Origin of the sequence: Erwinia sp. HR93 (genome assembly GCF_034555055.1) — a bacterium.
Classification (GTDB): Bacteria; Pseudomonadota; Gammaproteobacteria; order Enterobacterales; family Enterobacteriaceae; genus Apirhabdus; species Apirhabdus apintestini.
Genome location: NZ_JAXUDP010000001.1, coordinates 2369885 through 2395943 on the forward strand (window position 1 = coordinate 2369885; position 26059 = coordinate 2395943).

The 26059-nt window shown below is 48.9% G+C and carries 22 protein-coding genes; 19 read left to right on the top strand and 3 right to left on the bottom strand.

The window, feature by feature from the left end:
• The first annotated feature begins 17 nt into the window (after window positions 1-17).
• The 6 genes from hscB to sseB all read left to right on the top strand — a co-directional run bounded on the left by hscB (window position 18) and on the right by sseB (window position 5331).
• On the top strand, window positions 18-533 hold the full coding sequence (gene hscB / locus SFA31_RS11035; protein WP_322838015.1) for a co-chaperone HscB: 516 nt from the start codon (window positions 18-20) through the stop codon (window positions 531-533).
• A gap of 14 nt (window positions 534-547) precedes the next feature.
• The gene (hscA, locus tag SFA31_RS11040) at window positions 548-2398 is read left to right on the top strand and encodes a Fe-S protein assembly chaperone HscA (RefSeq protein WP_322838016.1); all 1851 of its coding nucleotides are present in this window, start codon (window positions 548-550) and stop codon (window positions 2396-2398) included.
• 2 nt (window positions 2399-2400) lie between these two features.
• Entirely contained in the window at window positions 2401-2736 is a 336-nt protein-coding gene (gene fdx / locus SFA31_RS11045) for an ISC system 2Fe-2S type ferredoxin (RefSeq protein WP_322838017.1), read from the top strand.
• A gap of 11 nt (window positions 2737-2747) precedes the next feature.
• Entirely contained in the window at window positions 2748-2948 is a 201-nt protein-coding gene (gene iscX, locus SFA31_RS11050) for a Fe-S cluster assembly protein IscX (protein ID WP_322838018.1), read from the top strand.
• A gap of 174 nt (window positions 2949-3122) precedes the next feature.
• Window positions 3123-4406, top strand: a complete 1284-nt coding sequence (gene pepB / locus SFA31_RS11055; protein ID WP_322838019.1) for an aminopeptidase PepB — start codon at window positions 3123-3125, stop codon at window positions 4404-4406.
• 91 nt (window positions 4407-4497) lie between these two features.
• Window positions 4498-5331, top strand: coding sequence for an enhanced serine sensitivity protein SseB (gene sseB, locus SFA31_RS11060; protein WP_322838020.1), 834 nt, complete (start codon window positions 4498-4500; stop codon window positions 5329-5331).
• 24 nt (window positions 5332-5355) lie between these two features.
• Here the strand turns inward: sseB and sseA are convergent, their stop codons facing one another.
• On the bottom strand, window positions 5356-6195 hold the full coding sequence (gene sseA, locus SFA31_RS11065; RefSeq protein WP_322838021.1) for a 3-mercaptopyruvate sulfurtransferase: 840 nt from the start codon (window positions 6193-6195) through the stop codon (window positions 5356-5358).
• A gap of 361 nt (window positions 6196-6556) precedes the next feature.
• Here sseA and ndk point away from each other — a divergent pair, with 361 nt between their 5' ends.
• The 8 genes from ndk to der all read left to right on the top strand — a co-directional run bounded on the left by ndk (window position 6557) and on the right by der (window position 15814).
• Window positions 6557-6988 carry a nucleoside-diphosphate kinase gene (gene ndk, locus SFA31_RS11070; RefSeq protein WP_322838022.1) on the top strand — a complete coding sequence of 144 codons (432 nt, stop codon included), beginning with the start codon at window positions 6557-6559 and terminating at the stop codon, window positions 6986-6988.
• A 256-nt stretch (window positions 6989-7244) separates the two neighbouring features.
• Window positions 7245-8405 (top strand): bifunctional tRNA (adenosine(37)-C2)-methyltransferase TrmG/ribosomal RNA large subunit methyltransferase RlmN, encoded by a 1161-nt coding sequence (locus tag SFA31_RS11075; RefSeq protein ID WP_322838023.1) that lies wholly within the window; start codon window positions 7245-7247, stop codon window positions 8403-8405.
• A 371-nt stretch (window positions 8406-8776) separates the two neighbouring features.
• Window positions 8777-9826, top strand: a complete 1050-nt coding sequence (rodZ, locus tag SFA31_RS11080) for a cytoskeleton protein RodZ (protein ID WP_322838024.1) — start codon at window positions 8777-8779, stop codon at window positions 9824-9826.
• 31 nt (window positions 9827-9857) lie between these two features.
• Complete coding sequence (ispG, locus tag SFA31_RS11085) at window positions 9858-10976, top strand: flavodoxin-dependent (E)-4-hydroxy-3-methylbut-2-enyl-diphosphate synthase (protein WP_322838025.1); 1119 nt, start codon at window positions 9858-9860, stop codon at window positions 10974-10976.
• 110 nt (window positions 10977-11086) lie between these two features.
• Window positions 11087-12361, top strand: coding sequence for a histidine--tRNA ligase (gene hisS / locus SFA31_RS11090; protein ID WP_322838026.1), 1275 nt, complete (start codon window positions 11087-11089; stop codon window positions 12359-12361).
• A gap of 37 nt (window positions 12362-12398) precedes the next feature.
• The gene (locus tag SFA31_RS11095) at window positions 12399-13019 is read left to right on the top strand and encodes a YfgM family protein (RefSeq protein WP_322838027.1); all 621 of its coding nucleotides are present in this window, start codon (window positions 12399-12401) and stop codon (window positions 13017-13019) included.
• 10 nt (window positions 13020-13029) lie between these two features.
• Entirely contained in the window at window positions 13030-14211 is a 1182-nt protein-coding gene (gene bamB, locus SFA31_RS11100) for an outer membrane protein assembly factor BamB (RefSeq protein WP_322838028.1), read from the top strand.
• 118 nt (window positions 14212-14329) lie between these two features.
• Window positions 14330-15814, top strand: a complete 1485-nt coding sequence (gene der, locus SFA31_RS11105; RefSeq protein WP_322838029.1) for a ribosome biogenesis GTPase Der — start codon at window positions 14330-14332, stop codon at window positions 15812-15814.
• A gap of 733 nt (window positions 15815-16547) precedes the next feature.
• Here der and SFA31_RS11110 read toward each other — a convergent pair.
• On the bottom strand, window positions 16548-16847 hold the full coding sequence (locus SFA31_RS11110; RefSeq protein ID WP_322838030.1) for a hypothetical protein: 300 nt from the start codon (window positions 16845-16847) through the stop codon (window positions 16548-16550).
• Window positions 16848-17301: 454 nt separating this feature from the next.
• Between SFA31_RS11110 and SFA31_RS11115 the strand changes: the two genes are divergently transcribed.
• The 5 genes from SFA31_RS11115 to SFA31_RS11135 all read left to right on the top strand — a co-directional run bounded on the left by SFA31_RS11115 (window position 17302) and on the right by SFA31_RS11135 (window position 24673).
• Entirely contained in the window at window positions 17302-17661 is a 360-nt protein-coding gene (locus SFA31_RS11115; RefSeq protein ID WP_322839353.1) for a hypothetical protein, read from the top strand.
• Window positions 17662-17815: 154 nt separating this feature from the next.
• Window positions 17816-18142: a DUF6506 family protein gene (locus SFA31_RS11120; RefSeq protein ID WP_322838031.1), complete on the top strand. Its 327-nt coding sequence runs from the start codon at window positions 17816-17818 to the stop codon at window positions 18140-18142.
• A gap of 282 nt (window positions 18143-18424) precedes the next feature.
• Window positions 18425-21973 carry a glycosyltransferase gene (locus tag SFA31_RS11125; RefSeq protein ID WP_322838032.1) on the top strand — a complete coding sequence of 1183 codons (3549 nt, stop codon included), beginning with the start codon at window positions 18425-18427 and terminating at the stop codon, window positions 21971-21973.
• A gap of 246 nt (window positions 21974-22219) precedes the next feature.
• Window positions 22220-23335: a dTDP-4-amino-4,6-dideoxy-D-glucose aminotransferase VioA gene (gene vioA, locus SFA31_RS11130; RefSeq protein ID WP_322838033.1), complete on the top strand. Its 1116-nt coding sequence runs from the start codon at window positions 22220-22222 to the stop codon at window positions 23333-23335.
• Window positions 23336-23404: 69 nt separating this feature from the next.
• Window positions 23405-24673, top strand: coding sequence for an ATP-grasp domain-containing protein (locus SFA31_RS11135; RefSeq protein ID WP_322838034.1), 1269 nt, complete (start codon window positions 23405-23407; stop codon window positions 24671-24673).
• 193 nt (window positions 24674-24866) lie between these two features.
• On the opposite strand, the gene SFA31_RS11140 is transcribed toward SFA31_RS11135, so the two are convergent.
• Complete coding sequence (locus SFA31_RS11140) at window positions 24867-25994, bottom strand: hypothetical protein (RefSeq protein WP_322838035.1); 1128 nt, start codon at window positions 25992-25994, stop codon at window positions 24867-24869.
• Window positions 25995-26059 lie beyond the last annotated feature (65 nt).

The window sequence follows — 26059 nt, forward strand, 5'->3', positions numbered from 1 at the left end:
GCACGTCTGAGAACGCTATGGATTACTTCACTCTCTTTAATCTGCCTGTGCGCTTCGAACTCGATACGGCTCTGCTGGCCGCTCGCTATCAGGATCTGCAGCGTCAGTTCCATCCCGATAACTATGCCAGCCGTCCACAGGCCGAGCAACTTCAGGCTGTACAGCAATCAGCGACGATTAATCAGGCCTGGAATACGCTACGACATCCGCTGCCTCGCGCGGAATACCTCCTTTCGCTTCACGGGTATGACCTGGCTAATGAACAGCAAACGGTGCGCGATACGTCCTTTTTAATGGAGCAACTGGCGCTGCGCGAAGAGCTGGAATCCATCGGCGAGAAGCAGGACGAGGCGCAGCTGGTGGAGTTTATGCAGCGCGTTAAAAACATTATGCAGCAGCGCAGCGCGCATATGGTGCAGCTGCTTAACGATGAAGCCTGGGAACAGGCTGCCGACACCGTACGTAAGCTGCGGTTTCTTGATAAGCTGTACGGCGCTGCGGAACAGCTTGAAGAAAAGCTGCTCGATTTTTAATTCTGGACGCGACTATGGCTTTATTACAAATAAGCGAACCTGGCATGAGCGCCGCGCCGCATCAGCGCAGGCTGGCTGCCGGTATTGACCTCGGTACCACCAATTCGCTGGTAGCAACCGTGCGCAGCGGTAAGGCGGAAACCTTGCCCGACACAGAGGGCAGGCATTTGCTGCCTTCCGTAGTGCATTATCAGGCGCAATCGCATACCGTCGGCGCTGAAGCGCGCGCGCGCGCGGCATCCGATCCGGCAAACACCATCAGTTCCGTTAAACGCTTAATGGGGCGTTCGCTTGCTGATATCCAGGCCCGGTATCCCCATCTTCCTTATCGGCTGCAGGCAAGTGAAAACGGCCTGCCAATGATTGACACCCCCGCGGGTCTGCTCAATCCGGTGCGTATTTCAGCCGATATTCTAAAGCAACTGGCGCAGCGCGCGCAGTCGGCGCTGGACGGTGAGCTGGACGGTGTTGTGATCACCGTACCTGCCTATTTTGACGACGCCCAGCGGCAGGGGACGAAAGATGCGGCCCGGCTAGCTGGCTTGCACGTGCTGCGATTACTGAATGAACCTACGGCGGCGGCGATCGCGTATGGTCTGGATTCAGGGCAGGAAGGTATCATCGCGGTTTACGATTTAGGCGGCGGTACCTTTGATATTTCGATTTTGCGCCTGAGCCGCGGCGTATTCGAAGTATTGGCCACCGGCGGTGATTCTGCGCTCGGGGGTGACGACTTCGATCATCTGCTGGCAGACTCGCTGCGCGAGCGGGCAGGCATTGCAGACCGCGATGACGATCGCGTGCAGCGGGAATTACTGGACGCGGCTATCGGCGCGAAAATTGCGCTGAGCGAGACGGATAGCGCGGCGGTTGAGGTTGCTGGCTGGCAGGGAACGGTAACGCGCGCGCAGTTTGAAGCGCTGGTTTCTCCGCTGGTCAAGCGTACCTTACTGTCCTGCCGCCGGGCATTGAAAGATGCGGGCGTCGAGGCAGGCGAGGTTCAGAACGTGGTGATGGTCGGTGGCTCTACCCGAGTGCCATTGGTGCGTGAGCGCGTGGGTGATTTCTTTGGCCGTTCACCGTTAACTACCATCGATCCGGATAAAGTCGTGGCCGTGGGCGCTGCGATTCAGGCGGATATCCTGGTTGGCAATAAACCAGACAGTGAAATGCTGCTGCTGGACGTCATTCCTCTGTCTCTCGGTCTGGAAACCATGGGCGGGCTGGTGGAAAAGGTCATCCCGCGCAATACGACTATTCCCGTCGCCCGCGCTCAAGAATTTACTACCTTTAAAGACGGGCAAACGGCGATGGCTATCCACGTCATGCAGGGTGAGCGTGAGCTGGTGCAGGATTGCCGCTCTCTGGCGCGCTTTTCGCTGCGGGATATCCCGCCCTTGCCGGCAGGAGGTGCACATATTCGCGTTACGTTCCAGGTGGATGCGGATGGATTGTTAAGCGTCACGGCGATGGAGAAATCAACGGGCGTTGAGGCTTCAATTCAGGTGAAACCCTCCTACGGCCTGTCCGACGGCGAGATAGCCTCTATGATTCAGGACTCAATGAGTTTCGCCGAGCTTGACGTTCAGGCGCGAATGCTGGCCGAACAGAAAGTGGAAGCGGCGCGCGTGCTGGAAAGCGTGCGCAGCGCGCTAAACGCAGATGGCAACTTATTAAGCGATAACGAACGTCAGACGATCGAGCAAAGTGCCGCAATATTGCAGCAGGCTGCCGAACGGGATAACGTTGAAGACATCAAACAAGCCATTAAAACTATAGACAAACAAACCCAGGATTTTGCCGCACGCCGTATGGATGTTTCTATCCGCCAGGCGCTGACTGGTCAGTCCGTGGACGAGGTTTAAGTATGCCTAAAATTGTTTTCTTGCCCCATCAGGATTTATGCCCGGATGGCGCAGTACTGGAAGCGCAAAGCGGTGAAACCATTCTGGACGTGGCGCTGCGTAATGGGATTGAGATTGAACACGCCTGTGAGAAATCCTGCGCCTGTACTACCTGTCACTGCGTGGTGCGTGAAGGGTTTGATTCGCTGGCGGAAAGCTCAGAAGAAGAAGATGACATGCTGGATAAAGCCTGGGGGCTGGAGCCGGAAAGCCGTCTGGGGTGTCAGGCACGCGTGGCCGACGAAGATTTAGTGGTAGAGATCCCTCGCTACACTATCAATCACGCGCGTGAGCATTGACGGGGGCGTATATGGGCCTGAAGTGGACTGACAGCCGGGAAATTGGCGAAGCGCTTTACGATAGCCGCCCGGATACCGATCCGAAAACGGTGCGCTTTACCGATTTGCATCGCTGGATTTGCGAGCTGGATAATTTTGATGACGATCCGGACGCGTCCAGTGAAAAAATTCTTGAAGCGATCCTTTTGGTATGGCTTGACGAGGCGGACTAGCCGTCGCTAAACCGCCGGTATGCCATGTCAATTAAAGAGGGAAAACATCGCGTTTTCCCTCTTTCCCTTTCGGGCGCATTCTGTGCCAGTTTGGTTGCCGCTCGCCTGGCGGAACGGAGGCACAAACCGATCGCCATAATTTTCATCTATCGAATTTAACAGGAGTACAGATCGATGAGTGAAACGATGAACATTACTCTTTCTACCCAGCCGGCAGACGCGCGCTGGGGGGAGAAAAGCGCCTGGAGCATTCAGCCTGAGGGCATAACCCTGCATCCTGGCGCGCAGGAGCCGCTAACTCTTATTCAGCGCGCGGCGCGTAAAATTGACGGACTTGGTTTTAAACGCGTTCGCCTCGCCGGGGAAGGCTGGACTCTGGAAAAATGCTGGGCCTTTTGGATGGGGTTCCGGGCACCGAAGGGCGAGCGTCACGTTGAATGGCCGACGCTAAATGATGCTGAATCCCGGGAACTGCAGCAGCGCCTGACCATTATCGATTGGGTGCGTGACACGATTAATGCTCCTGCGGAAGATTTAGGCCCGGCGGAGCTGGCGCAGCGCGCGGTCGATCTGCTAAGCCAGTGTGGTGGCGATAGCGTTTCGTATCGTATTGTGCGCGGGGAAGATCTGCGTGAACAAAATTATATGGGAATCTATACCGTTGGGCGCGGCTCCAGCCGTTCCCCTGCGCTACTGACGCTCGACTACAACCCCAGCGGAGATGCCAACGCGCCGGTTTATGCCTGCCTGGTCGGAAAAGGTATCACTTTTGATTCCGGGGGTTATAGCATCAAACAAAGCGCGTTTATGGATTCTATGAAATCGGATATGGGCGGCGCGGCGCTGGTTACCGGCGCGCTGGCGTTTGCCATGTCGCGCGGTTTAACGCGGCGGGTGAAACTGATTTTATGCTGTGCGGATAATCTTATCAGCGGCAACGCTTTTAAGCTGGGAGATATCATTCGCTATCGCAACGGGAAAAGCGTTGAAATCATGAACACGGATGCGGAAGGGCGACTGGTGCTGGCGGATGGCTTGATTGACGCCAGCGCAATGAATCCAGAGATGATTATTGATTGCGCTACCCTGACCGGCGCGGCGAAAACGGCGCTCGGCAATGATTACCATGCGGCATTGAGTTTCGATGATGCGCTGGTTGAACGTTTGCAGCGCAGCGCAGCGGCCGAGGGTGAATCGTTTTGGCGCCTGCCGCTGGCGGAATTCCATCGCCATCAGCTTCCGTCGAACTTTGCCGACCTGAATAACACTGGCAGCGCCGCCTGCCCCGCGGGGGCGAGTACGGCAGCGGGTTTCCTGTCCCATTTTGTCGAGAATTATCGTCACGGATGGCTGCATATTGACTGTTCGGCCACCTACCGTAAAAGCGCGGTCGATCTCTGGTCGGCAGGCGCAACCGGTATTGGCGTACGCACACTGGCGAATTTGCTATTGGCCTGATGGCTGGCGTTACCTTTTGATACGCCGGATATCTGTGATTCCGGCGTCGTGCTATTCTGGCCCGACGCTGGCCTTTATTTTGTGAAACCGTATGACCGATAATCACCACGACCACGACCACGACCACGACCACGACCACGACCACGACCACGACCACGATCTCGAAAGTCTGCTTGCACAGGCTGCTACCGAGCCTGCCTATCGCCCCGCGTTTTTCCGCGCGCTGATGGATGCAAGCGTGTGGGTGCCGGGCAAGGCGGCGCGGGAAGGCGCACCTGTCGGTGACGACGCCGTCGAGTTGCAGCACTGGGAGCGTGAAGACGACTCCTCGGTTATTCCATTTTTTACCTCGCTGCAGGCGCTGGAATCTGCGGTTGAAACAGAGCAGCCGTTTGTCGTTATGCCGACCCGCGCGCTGTTTGAAATGACGCTCGGAGAAACGCTGTTTTTGAATGCGAAGCTTCCGACCGGGAAACTCTTCACGCCGCGGGAAATTACCCGCCTGTTGGGAAAAGATGGCGATGCGCTGAGCCAGCATTCGATTGTAGAGGGCGGGGAGGCTTTGCTGCTTTCGGAAATCAGCGAGCCTCCCGCGCAGTTGATAGCGTCGCTCACGACGTTATTCGGAACATTCAATACCGTGAAGCGAGCGTTTATTTGCACGTTAAAAGAGCGCGCCGACGACGCGCCCGTTTTACTCATCGGCATTGAAGCGAGCGGAGATGAGGCATTAATCGATTCGATTATTCAGGCCGCAGGCAGCGTGGCGATGGATACCCTGCCGGAGGATAGCGCGCTGGATATCTGTCTTATCGCCGAAGGGGAAAGGGGGATCAGCCACTTTATGCTGGCCCACCTGACGCCGTTTTATGAGCGCCGGTGGGGCAGTTTCTTACGCGACTTTAAGCAAAACCGGATTCTGTAAGCGCAGGGATGTCTTCCCGGGCTCTTAAGCAGACTCTAAGGGGAGATCGTCGCGGGCGCCCCATTCGCTCCAGGAACCGTCATAGAGTGTGACATCCGGGGCGCCCAGCGCGCGCAGTGCCAGGATAACCACCGCGGCGGTGACGCCTGAGCCGCAGCTAACGATAGTAGGGCGCTTCGGGTCTACGCCGCGCCGGGAAAAGATCTCTCTTAGCGCGGCGCTATCTTTCAAATGCCCATCTTCCACTATTTCGGTCCAGGGCACATTCAGCGCGCCCGGGATATGTCCGCGTCGCAGGCCGGGACGGGGTTCGTCGACGTGGCCTTCAAAACGCGGGGCCGGGCGGGCGTCGATAAGCTGCGCCGTTCTTTCATGGCTTGCTACCAGCACCGCCGTGACATTTGTGACTTCGTTCGGGCATTCATTCGCCTCAAATCGCCCTTCTTTAAGCGTGACCGGCCCGGTTTCAAGCGGAGCATTTTCCCGCTGCCAGCCGGTGAGACCGCCGGCCAGAATAGAGACGTTCTGTGCGCCAAAGTGTTTCAACATCCACCAGGCGCGGGGCGCGGAGAAGAGGTTACCTTCATCGTAAACCACCAAATGTTTATTTTCCTGTACGCCAAGTTCGCGCATAGCGACGGCGAAGCGTTCTGCGCGCGGCAGCATATGTGGCCAAGGGCTATTCGCATCTGACAGCGCTTCAATATCAAAAAAAACCGCATTTGGCAGGTGACCGGCATAATATTCCGCGAGGATATCTCTTTGTGGCCGATCCGGCGGCGCCATTCGGGCATCAAGGATTTGTACCTGCGGATCGTTAAGGTGTTCTGCCAGCCAGTCGCCGGCAACAAAAAAAGTGGACATAAAAGGCTCCCTGTTATTGTCATTGTCCGGCGCTGCAGGACGCCAATGATGGCTCAGAATAGCAGCAATTACGGGCTATAGCCTGCGGAGAAATAAAATCTGTGATTATCAAGTGTTGCTTATTAATATCATTTTTTAAAAAAATGTTACTTAGCGCCATAGGCAAGTGGAGCAGGCCTCTTTATAATCGGCGCCACGCTTACTTACGGCGGCCTGTATCATCACGCTTACAGAAACAGTATCAGTGCAATAACTGGGGCGAACAGTGGTTTACATGCCTGACCCGCGGTCTTTGCTAATTGCTGGCGGCGGGACGGGCGGAATGCGCTAACTATAAACAAGACATAATTAGAGGTTATCAATGGCAATCGAACGTACCTTTTCCATTATTAAGCCCAATGCGGTGGCGAAAAATGTGATTGGCAATATTTTTGCGCGTTTTGAAACGGCAGGATTGACTATTGTTGCAACGAAAATGGTGCATCTGACCGCCGAACAGGCCTGCGGTTTTTATGCAGAGCATGAGGGGAAGGCCTTCTTTGATGGGCTGGTGGCATTTATGACATCCGGGCCGATTGTCGTTTCAGTACTGGAGGGCGAGTCCGCCGTTCGTCGCCACCGTGAAATTCTTGGAGCAACCAATCCCGCTAATGCGCTTGCTGGCACGCTGCGCGCTGATTATGCGGATAGCCTGACGGAAAACGGCACCCATGGCTCGGATTCTGCTGAATCTGCGGCGCGTGAGATTGCCTATTTCTTCGGTGAAGGCGAAGTGTGTTCTCGTACTCGTTAACCGGTTTTTCTCCGCCGGATGGGAGTAACTCACCGAGTCGATGTATGCGCTGCTACCAAAATTGCCATCGGCGATGAGCGTGCGCCGGGTTTTCAGCGGTTATTTACGTTATCGCGGCTTATCGGGCAATTAAGGCGTGGTATCTGCGCCGTATAATTTGTACAATGTTGCGCCTTTAGAGATGACTTCTCTGAAGGCGTTTTGTTATTAACCCTCCTGGGGCCATAACGTGTAACAACGAGGCCGGAATACGATTATGTCAGAGCAATTAGCTACCTCTACGGCGAGTGCAACCGCCGCGATACCCGAAAAGATTAACCTGCTGGATCTTACGCGTCAGCAAATGCGCCAGTTTTTCCTCGACATGGGGGAAAAGCCCTTTCGCGCCGATCAGGTAATGAAGTGGATTTACCATTACTGCTGCGATGACTTTGATGAAATGACCGACATTAATAAGGTGCTGCGCGCTCGCCTGAAAGAGATGGCGGAGATCCGTGCGCCGGAGGTCGTGGAAGAGCAGCGTTCTTCGGATGGCACAATCAAATGGGCTATCCTGGTTGCCGGCCAGCGGGTAGAGACAGTGTACATACCCGAAGACGATCGCGCGACGCTGTGCGTATCTTCTCAGGTAGGCTGCGCGCTGGAATGTAAGTTTTGCTCTACGGCGCAGCAGGGCTTTAACCGCAATCTTCGCGTGTCAGAAATTATTGGTCAGGTTTGGCGGGCGGCGAAAATTATCGGCGCCGCGAAAGTCACCGGCCAGCGCCCAATCACAAACGTTGTGATGATGGGGATGGGCGAACCGCTGTTAAATCTGAATAATGTGGTGCCGGCAATGGAAATCATGCTGGATGATTTTGGTTTCGGTCTCTCTAAACGGCGCGTTACCGTCTCGACATCGGGCGTAGTGCCGGCGCTGGATAAGCTTGGCGATATGATTGACGTCGCGCTGGCTATCTCTTTGCATGCCCCGACGGATGATATCCGCGACGCGATTATGCCTATCAATAAAAAATACAATATTGAGACTTTTTTAGGCTCGGTTAGACGGTATCTGGATAAATCTAACGCGAATCAGGGGCGAGTCACCGTTGAATATGTCATGCTCGATCACATTAACGACGGTACCGAGCATGCGCATCAGCTGGCGGAATGTCTGAAAGATACGCCCTGCAAAATCAATTTAATTCCCTGGAATCCGTTCCCCGGCGCACCCTATGGGCGTAGTTCAAATAGCCGGATAGACAGATTTTCTAAAGTGTTAATGGAATATGGATTTACGACTATTGTGCGTAAAACCCGCGGTGATGATATTGATGCTGCGTGTGGGCAGTTAGCGGGCGAAGTTATCGATCGCACGCGGCGTACCTTGGGTAAGCGCTTACAGGGCGAGGCCATTGACGTTAAGGCGATATAGCGCGCAGCGACGCCTGGAAAAGACGATACAGTGCTTTCCGGGTGTTTCCTATTATTGCGTAAATGCAATAATTACGGTGCGTTTTTTTATGCTTTAAGGCAGTATGTAAAGGAACTACAACGGGTTAGCTCTGCGAAGCGGATAAGAGTTACGGCGTAAAGACCGGACAACGGCCGAAAAGCTGTCTATGGTTTAAATACCGGGAAATTAAATGTCTTGGGGCTGAAGGTAAGGTTACAGCTTCGGGTTGAGCATCGCGATACCGATTCGCTTCCTGCAGAGATTCTTTCGCGGCGCAGGCACAGCGCGAAAAGCGCGTTTAATGGCTGACGCTTATTAATTCATAGAAACAGTACCAGCAATTGTCGCCAATGAATACTGAAGCCACTCACGATCAAAATACAGCATTAAGCACGGGCGAACGTTTGCGGATCGCCCGCGAAAAACTTGGATTTAGCCAGCAAACGGTGGCGGAACGGCTTTGCCTGAAAGTCTCGACGGTGCGTGATATCGAAGAAGATAACGCGCCTGCTGATTTGGCTTCCACCTTTTTGCGCGGCTATATCCGTTCCTATGCGCGTCTGGTGCATATTCCTGAAGAAGAACTGTTACCCGGCATGGAAAAACAGGCGCCTGTGAAGGCAGCCAAAGTGCAGCCCATGCAAAGTTTTTCCCTGGGTAAGCGGCGCAAAAAGCGCGACGGCTGGTTAATGAGTTTTACCTGGCTGATACTTTTTGTCGTCGTTGGCCTGACGGGGGCCTGGTGGTGGCAAAACCATAAAGCGCAGCAGGAAGAAATTAATACGATGGCAGGTAGCGCATCGGATAGCTCGGAAGTTAGCGCTAATGGCGCGCAGTCAGTTCCGTTAGGCGGTATTGATACCGGCACTCAGGCGCGCGATGGAAGTAATTCTGTGGCTACAGACGCCGATACTAATAATGCTCAGCCTACCGCGGTCGATCAAGCTCCGCGTACTGCTGAACAAAATACGTCGACGCCAGACTCTTCTACGGCTGGAAACGCCGCAGCTCAGCCAGACTCTCTGGCGTCTGGTCAGTCGAATACTGACAGTACACAGCCAGCGCAGCCGCAGGTAAACCCGCCGGCTGTGAATGATGCCAGTAACGGGCAATTGCCAACTGACCAGGCCGGTGTGACGCAGCCCCTTGCCGATCCTAACGCGCTAGTAATGAATTTTAACGCCGACTGCTGGCTTGAAGTTCGTGATGCAACCGGGAAAAAACTGTTTAGTGGGATGCAGCGTAAAGATGGCAGTCTGAATCTGGCAGGGCAGCCGCCGTATCGTTTGAAAATTGGCGCTCCGGCAGCCGTTCAGGTTCAATTCCAGGGTAAACCTGTGGACCTGAGCCGCTTTATCAGAACTAACCAGGTTGCACGCCTGACGCTGAACGCAGAATAATGCGCCGGTCGATAACCAGCAGAGAAGTAGTATGAATCACGAATCCCCTATCCAGCGTAGAAAATCGACGCGCATTTATGTAGGTAACGTTCCCATTGGCGATGGTGCTCCCATCGCCGTACAGTCGATGACGAATACGCGCACAACTGATGTTGATGCGACGGTTGCTCAAATTAATGCATTGGCGCGTGCAGGTGCCGATATTGTGCGGGTATCCGTTCCTACAATGGATGCGGCTGAGGCGTTTAAGCTCATTAAGCAGCGGGTGAGCCTACCGCTGGTGGCTGATATCCACTTTGATTACCGCATTGCGCTGAAAGTTGCCGAATACGGCGTTGACTGCCTGCGGATCAACCCCGGTAATATCGGAAATGAGGAACGTATTCGTCAGGTCGTTGACTGCGCGCGTGATAAAAATATTCCTATTCGCATTGGCGTAAACGCCGGATCGCTGGAAAAAGATATCCAGGAAAAATATGGTGAACCGACGCCACAGGCGCTGCTGGAGTCAGCAATGCGTCATGTCGATCACTTGGATCGACTTAATTTCAATCAGTTCAAAGTTAGCGTTAAAGCTTCCGATGTCTTTCTGGCAGTTGATGCATATCGTCTGCTGGCGAAAGCTATCGATCAGCCTTTGCATCTGGGGATCACCGAGGCGGGCGGTGCGCGCAGTGGCGCAGTGAAGTCTGCTATTGGATTAGGGCTGCTGTTGTCTGAGGGAATTGGCGATACGCTGCGCGTGTCTTTGGCCGCCGATCCCGTAGAGGAGATCAAAGTTGGCTTTGATATTCTCAAGTCGCTGCGCATCCGGGCCCGTGGGATCAACTTTATCGCCTGCCCAACCTGCTCGCGCCAGGAATTTGATGTGATTGGTACGGTTAACGCTCTCGAACAGCGGCTGGAAGATATCACTACTCCGATGGATGTTTCGATTATTGGATGTGTGGTTAACGGCCCCGGTGAAGCGCTGGTGTCGACGCTCGGCGTCACCGGTGGCAGCCGGAAGAGCGGATTTTATGAAGAAGGCGAGCGCACAGACAGACTGGATAACGACGATATGATTGCGCAACTGGAAGCAAAAATCCGCGCGAAAGCGGCCATGCTGGACGAAAAAAAGCGTATTGAGGTACAACAACTCGAAAAATAGCGCAGGCTGGGAAGCATCGCGCTTCCCGTGTATGATTGAACCCACTAAGGATATCGGCGTCGTGAAAATCAACGCCGGGTTCATTTTTGTTGAGACAACAGAGAAGCGACGTGGCAAAAAATATTCAAGCTATCCGTGGTATGAACGATTACCTGCCTGGAGATACCGCGCTTTGGCAGTGTGTCGAACGTATTTTAAAACAGGTGCTGGCAAGCTACGGTTACAGTGAAATCCGTTTGCCGATTGTAGAGCAGACTCCGTTATTTAAGCGCGCGATCGGTGAAGTGACCGATGTCGTAGAAAAGGAAATGTATACCTTTGAGGACCGCAATGGCGATAGCCTGACCCTGCGTCCTGAAGGGACGGCGGGCTGCGTGCGTGCCGGCATTGAGCATGGTCTGCTGTACAATCAGGAACAGCGTTTGTGGTATATCGGGCCAATGTTCCGCCATGAACGCCCACAGAAAGGGCGCTATCGCCAGTTTCATCAAATGGGTGTGGAAGTTTTTGGCCTGGAAGGCCCGGACATTGACGCCGAGCTGATTATGCTGACAGCGCGCTGGTGGCGTGCCCTGGGCATCGACCAGCACGTTTCACTGGAGCTGAACTCCATAGGCTCGCTCGAATCCCGCGCGCAATATCGTGAGGCGCTGGTTGCCTATCTGGAGCAATACAAAGAGCGGCTGGATGACGACTGTAAACGTCGTATGTATACCAATCCGCTGCGCGTGCTGGATTCGAAAAATCCGGACGTGCAGTCTTTGTTAGATGATGCCCCTAAACTGGGTGACTATCTTGATGAAGAATCGCGAGCGCACTTCGCCGGTTTGTGTGCCAATCTGGACGCCGTCGGCATTCCCTATACGATTAATCAGCGGCTGGTTCGCGGGTTAGATTATTATAATCGCACCGTTTTTGAGTGGGTAACGACTAGCCTCGGCTCGCAGGGTACAGTGTGTGCCGGCGGGCGCTATGATGGTCTCGTGGAACAACTGGGCGGGCGCGCGGCGCCAGCCGTGGGTTTTGCGATGGGGCTTGAGCGCCTTATTCTGCTGGTGCAGGCCGTGAACCCGAGTTTTAAAGCTGACTCCGCCGTTGATATCTATCTGGTTTCCTCCGGAGAGGGCACGCAAACTGCGGCAATGTTACTGGCAGAACGGGTGCGTGATGCATTGCCAGACCGTAAGTTGATGACGAATTACGGTGGTGGCAATTTCAAAAAACAGTTCAGTCGCGCTGATAAATGGGGCGCCCGCGTGGCGCTCGTCCTCGGCGAGGATGAAGTGGCTCATGAACAAGTGGTGGTGAAGGATTTGCGTTCCGGTGAGCAGTTAAAGGTTGCTCAGCGTGATGTGGCCGCCCAATTGCAGACATTGCTGGGCTAATTAGCCTGAATAGCCCGGCGTGAAGGAGTAGGACCGCGTGGAAATATATGACAACGAAAATGAACAGGTCGACGCGATAAAGCGTTTTTTTGCCGAGAATGGTAAAGCGCTTGCCGTTGGCGTAGTACTAGGGATTGGCGCTCTGTTAGGCTGGCGGTACTGGAATAGCCATCAATCTGAATCGGCGCGTACTACCTCTCTGGTGTACGATAAGGCTATTTCTGCTATTAGCGCAGAAAAACCCGCGACGCTGGAAGCTGTCGATAAATTCGTCGATGAAAACCAGAACAATTACGGCGCGCTGGCTGCGTTAAATCTTGCCCGGCAGTATGTGGATACTCAGGCGCTGGATAAAGCGGCGGCGACGCTGCAAAAAGGCGTTACGGCCACTAAAGATAGCCAACTACAGGCGCTATTAAATCTGCGCCTGGCGCGCGTCCTGGTTCAACAAAAACAGGCTGATGCCGCGCTAAAAACGCTTGAAACCATTAAAGGTGAGGGCTGGACTGCGATGGTCGCCGATATGCGCGGTGAAGCGCTGCTCAGCAAGGGAGATAAGCAGGGCGCGCGTGAAGCCTGGAGTCAGGGCGTAAATAGCGGAGCTTCTCCGGCCCTGCGCGAAATGATGCAGATGAAAATCAATAACTTATCCAGCTAAGAGGGACCCGATGCAATTGCGTAAATTATTTGTGCCTGGCCTTATTTCACTAGCATTGCTCAGCGGCTGCTCTTTATTCAGTAGTGAAGAGGATGTGGTTAAAATGTCCCCGCTGCCGAAAGTTGAGAACCAATTTTCTCCGGAGAAAGCGTGGAAAACCTCGGTTGGCGATGGTATTGGCGAATTCTACTCTAATCTACATCCTGCCGCGCAGGATGGCGTTGTTTATGCAGCAGATCGTTTTGGCAAGGTTAAAGCGGTTGATGCGAATTCTGGTAAAGAAGTCTGGAGCGTTAATTTAGCGGAAAAAACGGGCTTTTTCTCTGCTAATCGCCCAGCCTTACTCTCCGGTGGTGTGACAGTTTCGGGCGGGCACGTATACGTCGGTAGCGAGAAAGCGCAGGTATATGCGCTGAATACCTCCGATGGCACTACTGCCTGGCAGACCCGCGTTGCGGGTGAGGCGTTATCACGGCCGGTAGTGAGTGACGGTGTGGTTTTGGTGCATACCAGTAACGGGCAATTACAGGCGCTGGATGAAAATAGCGGCGCGGTTAAATGGACTGTAAACCTGGATATGCCAACGCTTTCACTGCGCGGAGAGTCTGCGCCGGTTGTTGCCTATGGCGCTGCGGTTGTTGGCGGGGATAACGGACGCGTGAGCGCCGTGCTGTTAAATCAGGGGCAAATGATTTGGCAGCAGCGTATTTCTCAGGCGGTAGGCGCAACAGAAATCGATCGTCTGGGCGATGTGGATGTAACGCCGGTAGTGGTTAACGGCGTAGTCTACGCGCTAGCCTGGAACGGTAACCTTACCGCGTTAGATTTACGATCCGGGCAAATTATGTGGAAACGTGAACTGGGTTCCGTCAACGATTTCATCGTCGACGCCGGGCGTATCTATCTGGTAGATCAAAGCGACCGCGTCCTGGCATTATCCGCCGACGGTGGCGTTACGCTCTGGACTCAAAATGATTTACTGCATCGCAACCTTACGGCGCCCGCGCTATTTAATGGTTATCTGGTTGTAGGTGACAGTGAAGGTTATATGCACTGGATTGATACCACCAACGGATTGTTCGTGGCACAGCAGGAAGTGGACAGTTCCGGATTCCGTACGGAGCCGGTCGTTGCAAATGACAAACTGTTAATTCAGGCGAAAGACGGCACGCTGTACGCGATTACGCGCTAACAGCTGACAGCCAATGAAAACGGCCCCCTGAGCGTATAGCTGGGGCCGTTTTCCTGTTTTTAGTCGCAGCGCTTTATGGCGCTGTCGATAATTCGTTAGATAGTAAGAGGCATTAATAATGATACCAGTGGTCGCGCTTGTCGGGCGCCCTAACGTTGGAAAATCCACGTTGTTTAACCGATTAACTCGCACGCGCGATGCGCTGGTGGCGGATTTTCCTGGGCTGACTCGCGATCGTAAATACGGCCGTGCTGAAGTGGAGGGGCGCGAGTTTATCTGTATTGACACTGGCGGTATCGATGGAAGCGAGGAAGAGGGCGTTGAAACACGGATGGCGGCTCAGTCACTTCTGGCGATAGAAGAGGCCGATGTCGTACTGTTTATGGTAGATGCGCGCGCGGGATTAATGGCAGCCGATAAAGCGATTGCCAGTCATTTACGTATGCGTGATAAGCCGACGTTCCTGGTCGCCAACAAGACCGATGGCCTGGATCCCGATCAGGCCGTGGCCGATTTTTATTCCATGGGCCTCGGGGAAATCTATCCGATAGCGGCATCGCACGGGCGCGGAGTGACCAGCCTTCTGGAACACGTACTACTGCCCTGGATGGAAGAAACCGCGCCGGAAGAAGAGCAGGATGATGACGCGGCATACTGGGCGCAGTTTGCGAAAGAACACGGTGAGGCGCCGGAAGAAGAAGAAGCCGAGGCTGAATTTAACCCGCAGGATCTTCCTATTAAGCTCGCTATCGTTGGGCGGCCGAACGTAGGTAAGTCGACGCTTACTAATCGGATTCTGGGAGAGGATCGCGTCGTCGTGTATGACATGCCGGGTACCACCCGCGATAGCGTCTACATTCCTATGGAACGTGATGAGCGTGAATATATACTGATTGATACCGCGGGGGTACGTAAGCGCGGCAAGATTACCGAATCGGTAGAAAAATTTTCCGTGATCAAAACGCTGCAGGCAATTGAAGATGCCAATGTTGTGTTACTGGTCATCGATGCGCGTGAGGGCATTTCCGATCAGGATTTATCGCTATTAGGCTTTATTCTTAATAGTGGGCGCTCACTTGTAATTGTGGTGAATAAATGGGATGGCCTGAGCCAGGAAGTAAAAGAGCAGGTGAAAGAGACGCTGGATTTCCGTCTTGGATTTATTGATTTTGCTCGCGTACATTTTATTTCTGCGCTGCACGGCAGCGGCGTTGGCAATTTATTTGAGTCCGTGCTGGAAGCTTATGATAGCTCAACGCGGCGTGTAGGAACCTCAATGCTGACGCGTATTATGACTATGGCAGTTGATGACCACCAGCCACCGCTGGTGCGCGGGCGCCGAGTAAAGCTGAAATATGCCCATGCCGGAGGCTATAATCCTCCTATCGTTGTAATCCATGGCAATCAGGTAAAAAATCTGCCGGATTCATATAAACGCTACCTGATGAATTATTTCCGCCGCTCGCTCAATGTCATGGGAACGCCTATTCGCATCCAGTTTAAAGAGGGTGAGAACCCTTACGCGAATAAACGTAATACGCTTACCCCCACGCAGATGCGAAAGCGTAAGCGTTTGATTAAGCACATCAAACAAAGTAAATAAAGTCTTTTTGAAGAACAGTTCATACAGAGATAACTTTCGCCCGCACGGCTAGCGGGCTTTTTTTTTGCCAACTGAAAACTACGTCCTATGGACGTGGTCATCAACGGGTTTTGGCTCTGCCTTGTTGTTTTGGGATTTAAATCTCACAAGACAGACTGGCAGAGACTTTTTTAAGGAATTTGATATGCCCCTCTGGGGCATCAAAGCAAAGCCGCCTTCTATGAAGGCGCATTTTTACTGCCAGATAAAACCTACGCCCTGCAGAGGTGGTGAACATCGTTACCTTATGAACTTGGCTATTTAATTCTCCAAAACTGGCGGTATTCTTCCCTGTTCTTTTAATTTCCTTCTACATGAGGAAAAATATAAACTGTTTTCTGCGAGATAGATTTTGCTATTAGTTTTATGGGGCAATAAATTTTTCTATATTTATTGTTGATTGTAATTAGATTATTTCATTATTCTTAATGGCATATATTAATAATCTTATGGGAAGAAAGGGTTTTAATGCTGAATTTCTTTAAAATAAGATCTCGTAATCGCGTTGTGAATTTCTTATTCTAATTATTCATAATGACAGGCTGGTAAATGTGATGCAGTTATTTACTGCAATGATAGAATTAGTAACTAAACCTATGGTGTAGAATAGCTTAGATATGTTTTAAAATAATATATTAGTTATATATGTTACCGCATTAATTAAGTGCGGTAACATATCGTTAGAATTTAATGATTAAGAAAGCTGAGATTTCGCATTTCTGCGAGACTGAACGATAAGCTGAATGCCGTTTGCCATATCGCTAATGGTTTCACCCCAATGCAGCGGGTTAAAAATATTATCAACAATTTCACCAATACCGCGACCCAAAGTAGTCCCTGCGGATACAGTCAGACCATCAGGGTCTTTAACACCGCGTGAAGCATAATCATTAGCAACAATATTACCAATCGTGGAGCCTATTTTGCTACCCAGATCGGTGAAGAAGCCAGCGCCGGAAACCGTTTGTAATTCATTCGTGGTTAAATTACGCATAATTAATTACTTTTTAATTTGATAATTTATTTTCTGTATAACCATCATGACGATTGACATGATGAGCATATGTTAGTTTATGAATTTCCTCCGGCAATCGTAAAGGGCCAAATTTCATTTTATAACGGGATGTGGGTGTGAGATTGTGCAACTAGCTTAGCTAGGGGAAATAAATGTAATCATTTATTGCATGAATTATTAAATTATCTAAATTATTTTATTTCAATGTAATTGATGGTCGGAAATTTACTTATCAATATAATATTACATGGTAATTGTATTTCCGCTTAAACTATAAAAGTCCGGGGATTAAGTATAGATTTATGTAAGTTATTACATTAAAGGTTAACGCAGAGAGAGTAATTACAGTCTTTTCCTATACTCCAGTAACGATAATTTGTGTTATCATTAACTTGTGTTTTACATTTAGTGATATTGCAATGAGAGGGAAATGATGAAGAAAACAATTATCGCACTATCTGCTCTGGCTTTATCTACTCCGGTTTTAGCCAACGCGCTATCTCATGCATCGGATGAAACCGTGACGCAGGCACATCAAAATGCGGACCATGCTAAGGAAAAACTGCATCACGCGCAGCATCGCGGTGAAGAACTGCAGCTTAAAACCAAACACTCGGTTGAAGGAAAACGCGATAGTACGGGCAGTAAAATAAGCGAAGGCTCTCAGAAAGCCTGGGATAAAACGAAAGAAGGGACTGAGAAAACGTGGGACAAAACAAAGCAAGGCAGCGAAAAAGCCTGGGATAAGACAAAAGAGGGGGCTCATAATTTAAAGAGCCGCATATCTGAGTAGTATCATCGGCTTTTATCTGCTAAACAGGCCGCTTAAGGCCTGTTTTATTTTAGATTCAACATAATGATTTTGTTATGTTCGTCATAATCATTAACTTCCTATTGATATATTGGTTATCGCTCAGGCCTGTGCGATTCCTTTTTAAGGAGAAAATATGTTTCCTAATTTAAAAAAATGGGCTTTTTTTTATATTTCTCCCGATTTCTCGCCACAGACTCACACTACTCGTCAAACGAATGCTGATGAAAGTTGTACTTTTATCACCGTCGGGTTTGACCCTTCAGCAAAGCATGACGGATCGATTCTTGAGGTTGCAAAAACTTTGTACCACGAAGGCGTTCAGACAATTGAGATTTGTGGCGGCTTCGGCCCTGAATGGGTGGTTCGTATCAGCGATGCGCTTGAGCACAAGATCCCAGTAGGGTCGGTGATGTATGGCCCCGAGTGGCGCGCGGCGTTACTTGACATCATGAAGCCCTGAGCCAATGGCATACCTACACTCTTTCACTTTACGAAATCACATTTGGGAACCAGATTAGCAGCATGAGGGCTTGAATGCCCCTGCTGGTACATCAATTAGGGCTGATACTCCCTTGTAGGCCAGCCACCCTATATTCCTTGCCAAAGCCGATCTTCTTAGCATGAGGATCAGGCCCGAAACCGCAATATACCCCGCTTTTGTACTCAAATTTGGCCGATTGCTGATTAACGCCCCTGTTAGAGTGACACGCTAATACTTTTCAGCGTTTCCGGGTCTATACCGGTGACACAACTTATAGGGTTCGTTATGGCCGGGCAGGCACTCGTTAGCATTCTTATTCCCGCTTACAAAAGCTTTTGGTTCGAAACCGCGTTGCGCAGCGCCATCCAGCAGGATTACCCACACTGTGAAATTATTATCGGTGATGACAGCCCAAACGATGATATTTTCCATATTATTGAGAAACTACGCAGTGAGTCGCCTTTCCCTATTAAGTATCAGCGTAATAGCCCGGCGCTAGGGGAGGCGGGTAATATTACTTCATGTATAGGTATTTCTCGTGGGGAATATGTTAAGTTTTTATATGATGATGATGTATTAAAGTTAAATTGTATAAGTAAACTTGTGAAAGCCATTGAGTGTCATCCACAAATTGTGATGGCAACTGCTTCACGGATTCGCATAGACGCAAATGGCAATAAAAAGAAAACTTACCTCCACCGTGAATATATCGATTTTGCGGTACCAATAAATTCAGATAGCGTTCTTTATGGGCCGGATATTGCAACTGTATTAGCTGATCGGGTCATGAATTTTATCGGTGAGCCAAGTAGCATATTAGTTAAAGCTAAGGCGCTGCAAGATATTCTACATAACGGTGAAGTTATAAACACTTTAGGTGGAATAGCCTTGGCTTTTATTGGCGATCTAACGATGTATATTAAGTTATTACGCTTAGGGCATTTGGCTTATGTTTGTGAACCCTTATCTGAATATCGTATTTCATTGTTACAGCGTTGCCATCAAGGTCAAGATGAAGCTCATATTGTCGCTCAGTCCTTCCGCCGTTTACCGGAAGTAATTAAGCAACTTGGCTGGTATGACGATTCGCTGCCAAAAGGCCATATGCGCGTAGCGCCTTTAAACGCGCCTACGCATTTTACGCAATACAATATTTTACAGGGGCTATATTGCTCGCTGGCTTCGGCGCGCTTGAGTGAGTGGCTGGCGCCGCGTCAGTTATTGCCAGAGCAGCTTCCGCTTGCTGAGGATTATTTTTCCAGCCATGGAAAAAGTGCAGTTTGTACAGTTTTTATCGATGTACGCCACGGCAACGCGCAGGAGTGGAAACGTACGGTTGATAGCCTGATGCCCGTAGCAGGGTTGTCCTGGAGCATCATTGCTCTAACGGAGAAAGACGCGCCTTACCTCCCACCGGGAACCCAGTGTGTGCGCCTGAAAGGGAAAATGGGGCTGGAGCAACTTAACGAAAAACTGGCGAACTTAAGCAGTGACTGGGTATTGTTCGTTACCAGCGGTAGTGAGATTTTACGCTCGGGCGCCATAGCATTGGCCGCTGGGCTAAGTCAGGCGGAACATTGCCAGGCTGTATACGCCGATGAGTTCTACGCTATCGACGGTAAGCCCTTAGGCAATGCGTTTCGTCCAGATTTTAACCTTGATCTGCTGTTAAGCAATCCGGCGAAAATGGCCCGGCACTGGCTATTTCGGCGCCAGTGGATTCTGGAAAACGCGGTGCTGGACGCGGGCTGCACTCAGTCATATGAAATGGCGTTAATTTTACGCTTAATTGAAACTCAGGGGGCCGGGGCAATAGGACATCTGGCGGAGCCTCTGCTGATGAATCACACAATTCCTCGTGCGCGGCAGGAGGAGGCCGGAGTTATTCTGCAGCACCTCCACCGCCGTGGCTATTCCCAGGCCGATGTTCGTATCACGCATGAGGGCCCATATCAGTTGATATACCGGCATGCGGCCAAACCGCTGGTCACTGTTGCCGTGCTGGGCGGGGAGCTGAGCGATTTAATGCAGTGTGTGACGGGTATCCTGGAGAATACCTGTTACGCTCACTATGAGCTGGTTATAGTGGCAGAAAGCCAGGCGCAGCCGGAGAAAGAAACCTGGTTACGCAAGGCGCAAAGTGCGATGCCGGAAAAAATTCGCGTACAGCGTATCGATACTCAGCAGCATGCTGCGATGGCCAATGCGGCGTTAATGAGCGCCAGAGGCGAGTACGTTGTATTCGTTGATGGTAGTATTACCCTGAGCGAAGGCGACTGGATTGAAAAATTGCTTAATCACGCTCTGCGGCCAGAGGTGGCCATCGTGGGCGCTAAGCAGGTGAATAAAAAGAATCTGGTTCGTCACGGCGGCTATATCCTGGGCTTCAAGGGCGTGGTTTTTGACGCCTTTTATGGTATGGATGACAGCATGAGCGCTTATATGGGGCGTTTGCATGCGGATCAAAACTATTCAGCGGTCTCTGGCGATCTGATGATGGTACGTAAAGATGCGGCGTTTGCGATTGACGGTTTTGATACCGAATTGACAAATTATGATGACGTTGATTTTTGTCTGCGAATGCGCCAGCAAGGGCTATTAACGGTATGGACTCCCTATGTCCGCGGGATTTGCGGGCAGGGTAAACCTGAAGGAAGCGCGGTGAGACAGGAGATGGATGAGCATCTGCTTTTAAGCCGCTGGATGCCGCTATTAAGCCAGGACCCTGCCTATAACGTAAATCTGGCGCGCTCGGGGATGACATTTGACGTGCGCGAAGATACGCAGCTAAGCTGGCAGCCTCTTTCCTGGCGCCCTCTACCCGTCATACTGCCCTGCATCAACCCAGATGAAGGTGGAAATAGCGGATTCCTGCGTATTGCCGAGCCTTTCCACGCCATGCTGCAGGCAACGCGTATTGATGGTTATCTGTCACAAACGCTGCCTGATATCACCGAACTGGCTTATTTAGCGCCTGATAGCATGGTGTTTCAGCATCGCAATAGCCGTCAGTTTCACGACTGGCTGCGTAAGTGTGGGAAATTTAATAACGCGTTTAAAGTGTATGAGCTGGATTGTTATCTTCCTGATGCCCCGCTTAAACATCCGCTGCATTCTTTATCTTTAGACAGCGATCTTGGGCAGTTACGGCACAGTTTCAGGAATATCCATCGGCTGGTGGTTGCAACAGACGCGCAGGCTGAGGCGTGGGCAGGTATGCATGATAATATTCTGGTGCTGCCGGATTATCTGCCGGTTCAATCCTGGCACAATCTGCGTAGCCTGCGGCAGCAGGGGAGCAAACCGCGCGTAGGATGCGTAGTCGACGCCTTCCAGGCGAATGACATCAAGGCGATTGCCGACGTAATGAAAACTATGGCAAGCGAGGTGGAATGGATTTTCTTTGGCGTCTGCCCGGAAGAGATCCGTCCTTATGTCCATGAAGTTCATGCATTCATTGATATTGATGTGTATGCACAAAAGCTGGCGTCTTTAAATCTCGATCTGGCGCTGGCACCGGCAGCAGATACGCCGTTTAACGCACGGGCGGGGAATCGCCGTCTTCTGGAATTTGCCGCATGCCGCATTCCGGTGATTTGTAGCGACATAGCCTGCTATCGGATCGGCCAGCTACCGGTTACGCGTGTTGCCAATACGCCGGAAGCCTGGCGTGAAGCGATACGAATGCATCTGAGCGATTCTGACGCCAGCGCGGCCCAGGGGGAGGCGCTTTATCAGGCACTCAACAACAGCTGGATGCTGCGGGAAGAGAATTTGGCTCGCTGGGTAAACGCCTGGTTACCTGAATAATCTGCGGTTAATACTGTCCGGATAGCAGCCCATTACGGCTATCCGGGCAGCATCTCCTTACTATTTCCTCTGCACAATTTCCCTGCCGATAAGCTAAATTGCTTCATTATCAAATAAGCACTAAAAATGGCGGCTGTTTTATCAATTAGCGCAGACTGATAGCGTTAGCATAAGGTCAATTATTCCGCTATTTGTCTGGCATATCTAATTGTTACGATATCCGGATTATTGCTCCAAGAGTTTGCGATGACCCAACCAATTACCGTCACCAGTCCGCTCCTTCCTCCTCTGGAGGAGTTCATTCCCTATTTAGAAAAAATCTGGGAAAACAAACAGCTCACCAATAATGGGCCTTTTCATCAGCAATTGGAGTCGGCGCTGGCGGATTACCTCGGCGTTGAACATCTTTGCCTATTTAATAATGGCACGATGGCGCTACTCACGGCCCTGCAGGCGCTGCGCATAACCGGGGAAGTCATTACCACGCCTTACTCTTTTGTCGCGACATCGCATTCGTTAATGTGGAATGGATTAACGCCCGTCTTTGTTGATATCGACCCTACTACCTGTAATCTCGATCCTGAAAAAATAGAGCAGGCTATCACGCCACAAACGTCTGCGATTATGCCTGTGCATTGTTATGGTATTCCCTGTGAGGTTGAACGCATTCAGCAGATTGCGGATATGTATGGCCTAAAAGTGATTTACGATGCTGCCCATGCATTTGGCGTAAAGCTAAACGGTGAAAGTATCCTTCGGTATGGTGATTTATCAATATTAAGTTTTCACGCTACTAAAGTCTTTAATACCATTGAAGGTGGCGCGATTATTTGTCCGGATGCAAAAACAAAGCAGCGAATTGATTATCTTAAAAACTTTGGCTTTGCGAATGAAACCACCGTTGTGGCGACCGGCATTAACGGAAAAATGAATGAAGTGCAGGCGGCGTTTGGGCTTTTACAGCTTCAACATATTGATAAAGCGATTCAGGAAAGGCATCGGGTAACAGATTATTATCGCGATGCGCTACGCGACGTCCCCGGTATTAAATGTTTTTCTATTCCGGAACAGGTTGAATGGAATTCATCGTATTTTCCTGTATTAGTGACAAAAGAGTATCCTTTAAGCCGGGACGCACTCTATCAACATCTTAAAAATAACAACATCCTGACGAGACGGTATTTTTATCCCTTGATTAGTGATTTCTCGATGTATCGCTCTGTATCAGAAAAATATCCAGAGGCAAATCACATAGCCGATAATATATTATGCCTCCCGGTTTACCCACAACTTTTACATAATGAACAGATGACTATTTGTCAACTTATTAACAAACCAGGAAAGAGTCTAGCTATATTTTAATAGTTGTGATTTATACTGGGTTTTGTAATGTGATTGCTTTTGGTAAATTTATCTTTAATGGGCTTTGTAATGATTAATGTATTAATCGTTCCAGCAGGAACGGAGATTGGTAGAGAAATTTGGTTTTCACTACGGCATGAAAAATCAATTAAGTTATTCCTTGCTGGTTCTGATTATGATAACCATGCTCAATATTATAATGATGAATATTATGTCTTGCCCCATATAGACCAAGCTGGATGGGTTGATACTTTAAATTATTTTGTTCAGAAATATTCTATAGAATATATATTTCCTGCTCATGATGATGTTTTATTAGAATATAAAAGACATGAACATGAAATTGGTGCAAAAATAATTTCTCCAGATCTTGATTGCTGTGAGATTACTCGCTTTAAAAGCCTTACTTATAAAAAGTTAGAAAGTGTCATTGCTGTGCCTCGGGTCTATTTATCTATTGATGAGATTGAGAAGTGGCCTGTTTTTGTGAAACCGGATCGTGGACAGGGCTCTCAAGGTACAGCTATCTTTTATGATAAGGTTGGTTTGGAAAACCACCTTAAGTGTATTGATGGTTTGATTATTAGTGATTATCTCCCAGGCGATGAATATACAGTAGATTGTTTTAGTCAGCGTAATGGTAAGGTTATTTACTCTCAGGCCAGGACGCGAGAGAGAGTTCGCGCAGGAATATCTATGGGTTCCAAAACTATAGAACTGGCTGGTATTAAACAGTTAGCGCAAAAGATTTCTGATGAATTAAATTTATTTGGAGCATGGTTTTTTCAATTAAAAAAATCTACAGAAAATGTATTGACCTTACTTGAAGTGGCTCCTCGTATAGCTGGGACAATGGCCGTAAATCGTATTAGAGGGATTAATTTTCCGTTATTATCACTGTATGAGCATAGTAATATTCCAGTAAAAATTCGTTATCTTAATAAGAACGTAAGGATAAGCCGAGCTTTATCAAATAAATTTAAAATTGATATTAAATATACAAGTGTGTATATAGATTTTGATGATACATTAGTTGTTAAAGGGAAGCTTTGGCTTCCATTGATTAAGTTCATCTTTCAATGCATTAATAATAACATACCTTGTTATTTAATAACCCGTCATTATGGGGATATAATTGGTAAATTAAAATACTGGAGATTAAGTGATGTTTTTGAAAAAGTAATTCATTTGACTAACGGTGAAAGGAAGTCTGATTTTATTAAAGATGAAAATTCGATATTTATAGATGACTCTTTTCAGGAACGAGAAGAGGTTTATAACCAATTGGGTATAAATTGCTTTGATCTTAGTATGTTAGATGCGTTATTAGAAGATTAGGTATTCTGGCTTAATCTTTTATTTCATTATAGAAAGTTAATTTATAATCGGAAAGAGTGTTTTAAGTATTGGTAAGTGTCAAGTTAAAATATAATCCCGATTAAGTGTAATATTATTTTTAAAAATCCATCTGATTTTGGGCATATTTTTTAAAGAAAAATATTCTTGATATGTATATGCCCTCAATGGTAAATCATATATTAGATATTTTTTTTGCGAGAGAATAAAATTCATCCATTTTTATTGGATATGGTTCTTGATCTAAAAAACCAATGAGACTATTCTCTATATCACTAGAATCAATACAGTAAGAATATCCAAGATCATCAAATCGATCTGCATTAAAAGCTACATCATGAATTTGGATTGCTATTTTTCCTGCCAGAGATGCCTCTATTAGAGCAGTTGAGGTGAACGACAGAAAGATATCATATTCTTCAATAACTTCATTAATTTCTTCGTTACATATAATAGGAAATAGCTCGAGATAAGCAGCACCTTTCTCCCATGGATGTGGCTTATAGGAGATTTGATATCCAATTGAAGCTAATTCTTCTTGAATTTTCATTATTAGAGATAAATAAATGTCATGTTGATTTTTATTATATTTAAACCAAGGTTGACCTAAGAAACAGATTTTCCTATTTATAACTCTTGGCGTACTTTTTTTTATTTTCCTATAAAATCCTCCTATTTGTACCTTTTCCGGTTCCTGACCGGATTCAATAAGTATTCTCCGTTGTATCTCATCGTAACAAAGTGATATATCGCATATCATTCCATCAGTAATTGACTGAGATGAGCTGGATAAAAATATTCCATGCTGGATGCAAACAGTGCGGATGTTAGCGTTACTAGCTATTTGGCAAAGAATGTTTCCAATAGGTAAAGAATCTTTATCGACAATCATTATAGAGTTATTAATCTTTAATGTGGATAATGTTTCTAATAATTTATTACTCGATTTTATAATTCTATTATCATTTTTTCTCAAGAAACCCGTATAAACATCCCTCCAGAGAGTACCGCTTGGAATATAATCAATAGAATATTTTAAGCAAAATGCAAGTTGAGCTGGTCCTCCAATTATACAAACTTCTTCTTTAGGTAGGGAAAAAATTAAATCACGAAATCGGTGTCCTAAGAAAAAAAATCTTTTTCCGGCTTTAGGGCATATGGCTGGATTAAAGAGTTTTGTAATATAATCATAAAATAAATGTGGGCAATTATTTTTGTAATTTATTATTACACTATCTTTAAAATTTGGTAATAGTTCTCCTCTAATATTGGTAGTTTTATATATTTCAGAGATATTGAACATTTTTTACAGTCCTAAATTATTATTTATGTATATAAATGAGAATTATTATCATGTATATGATTCTA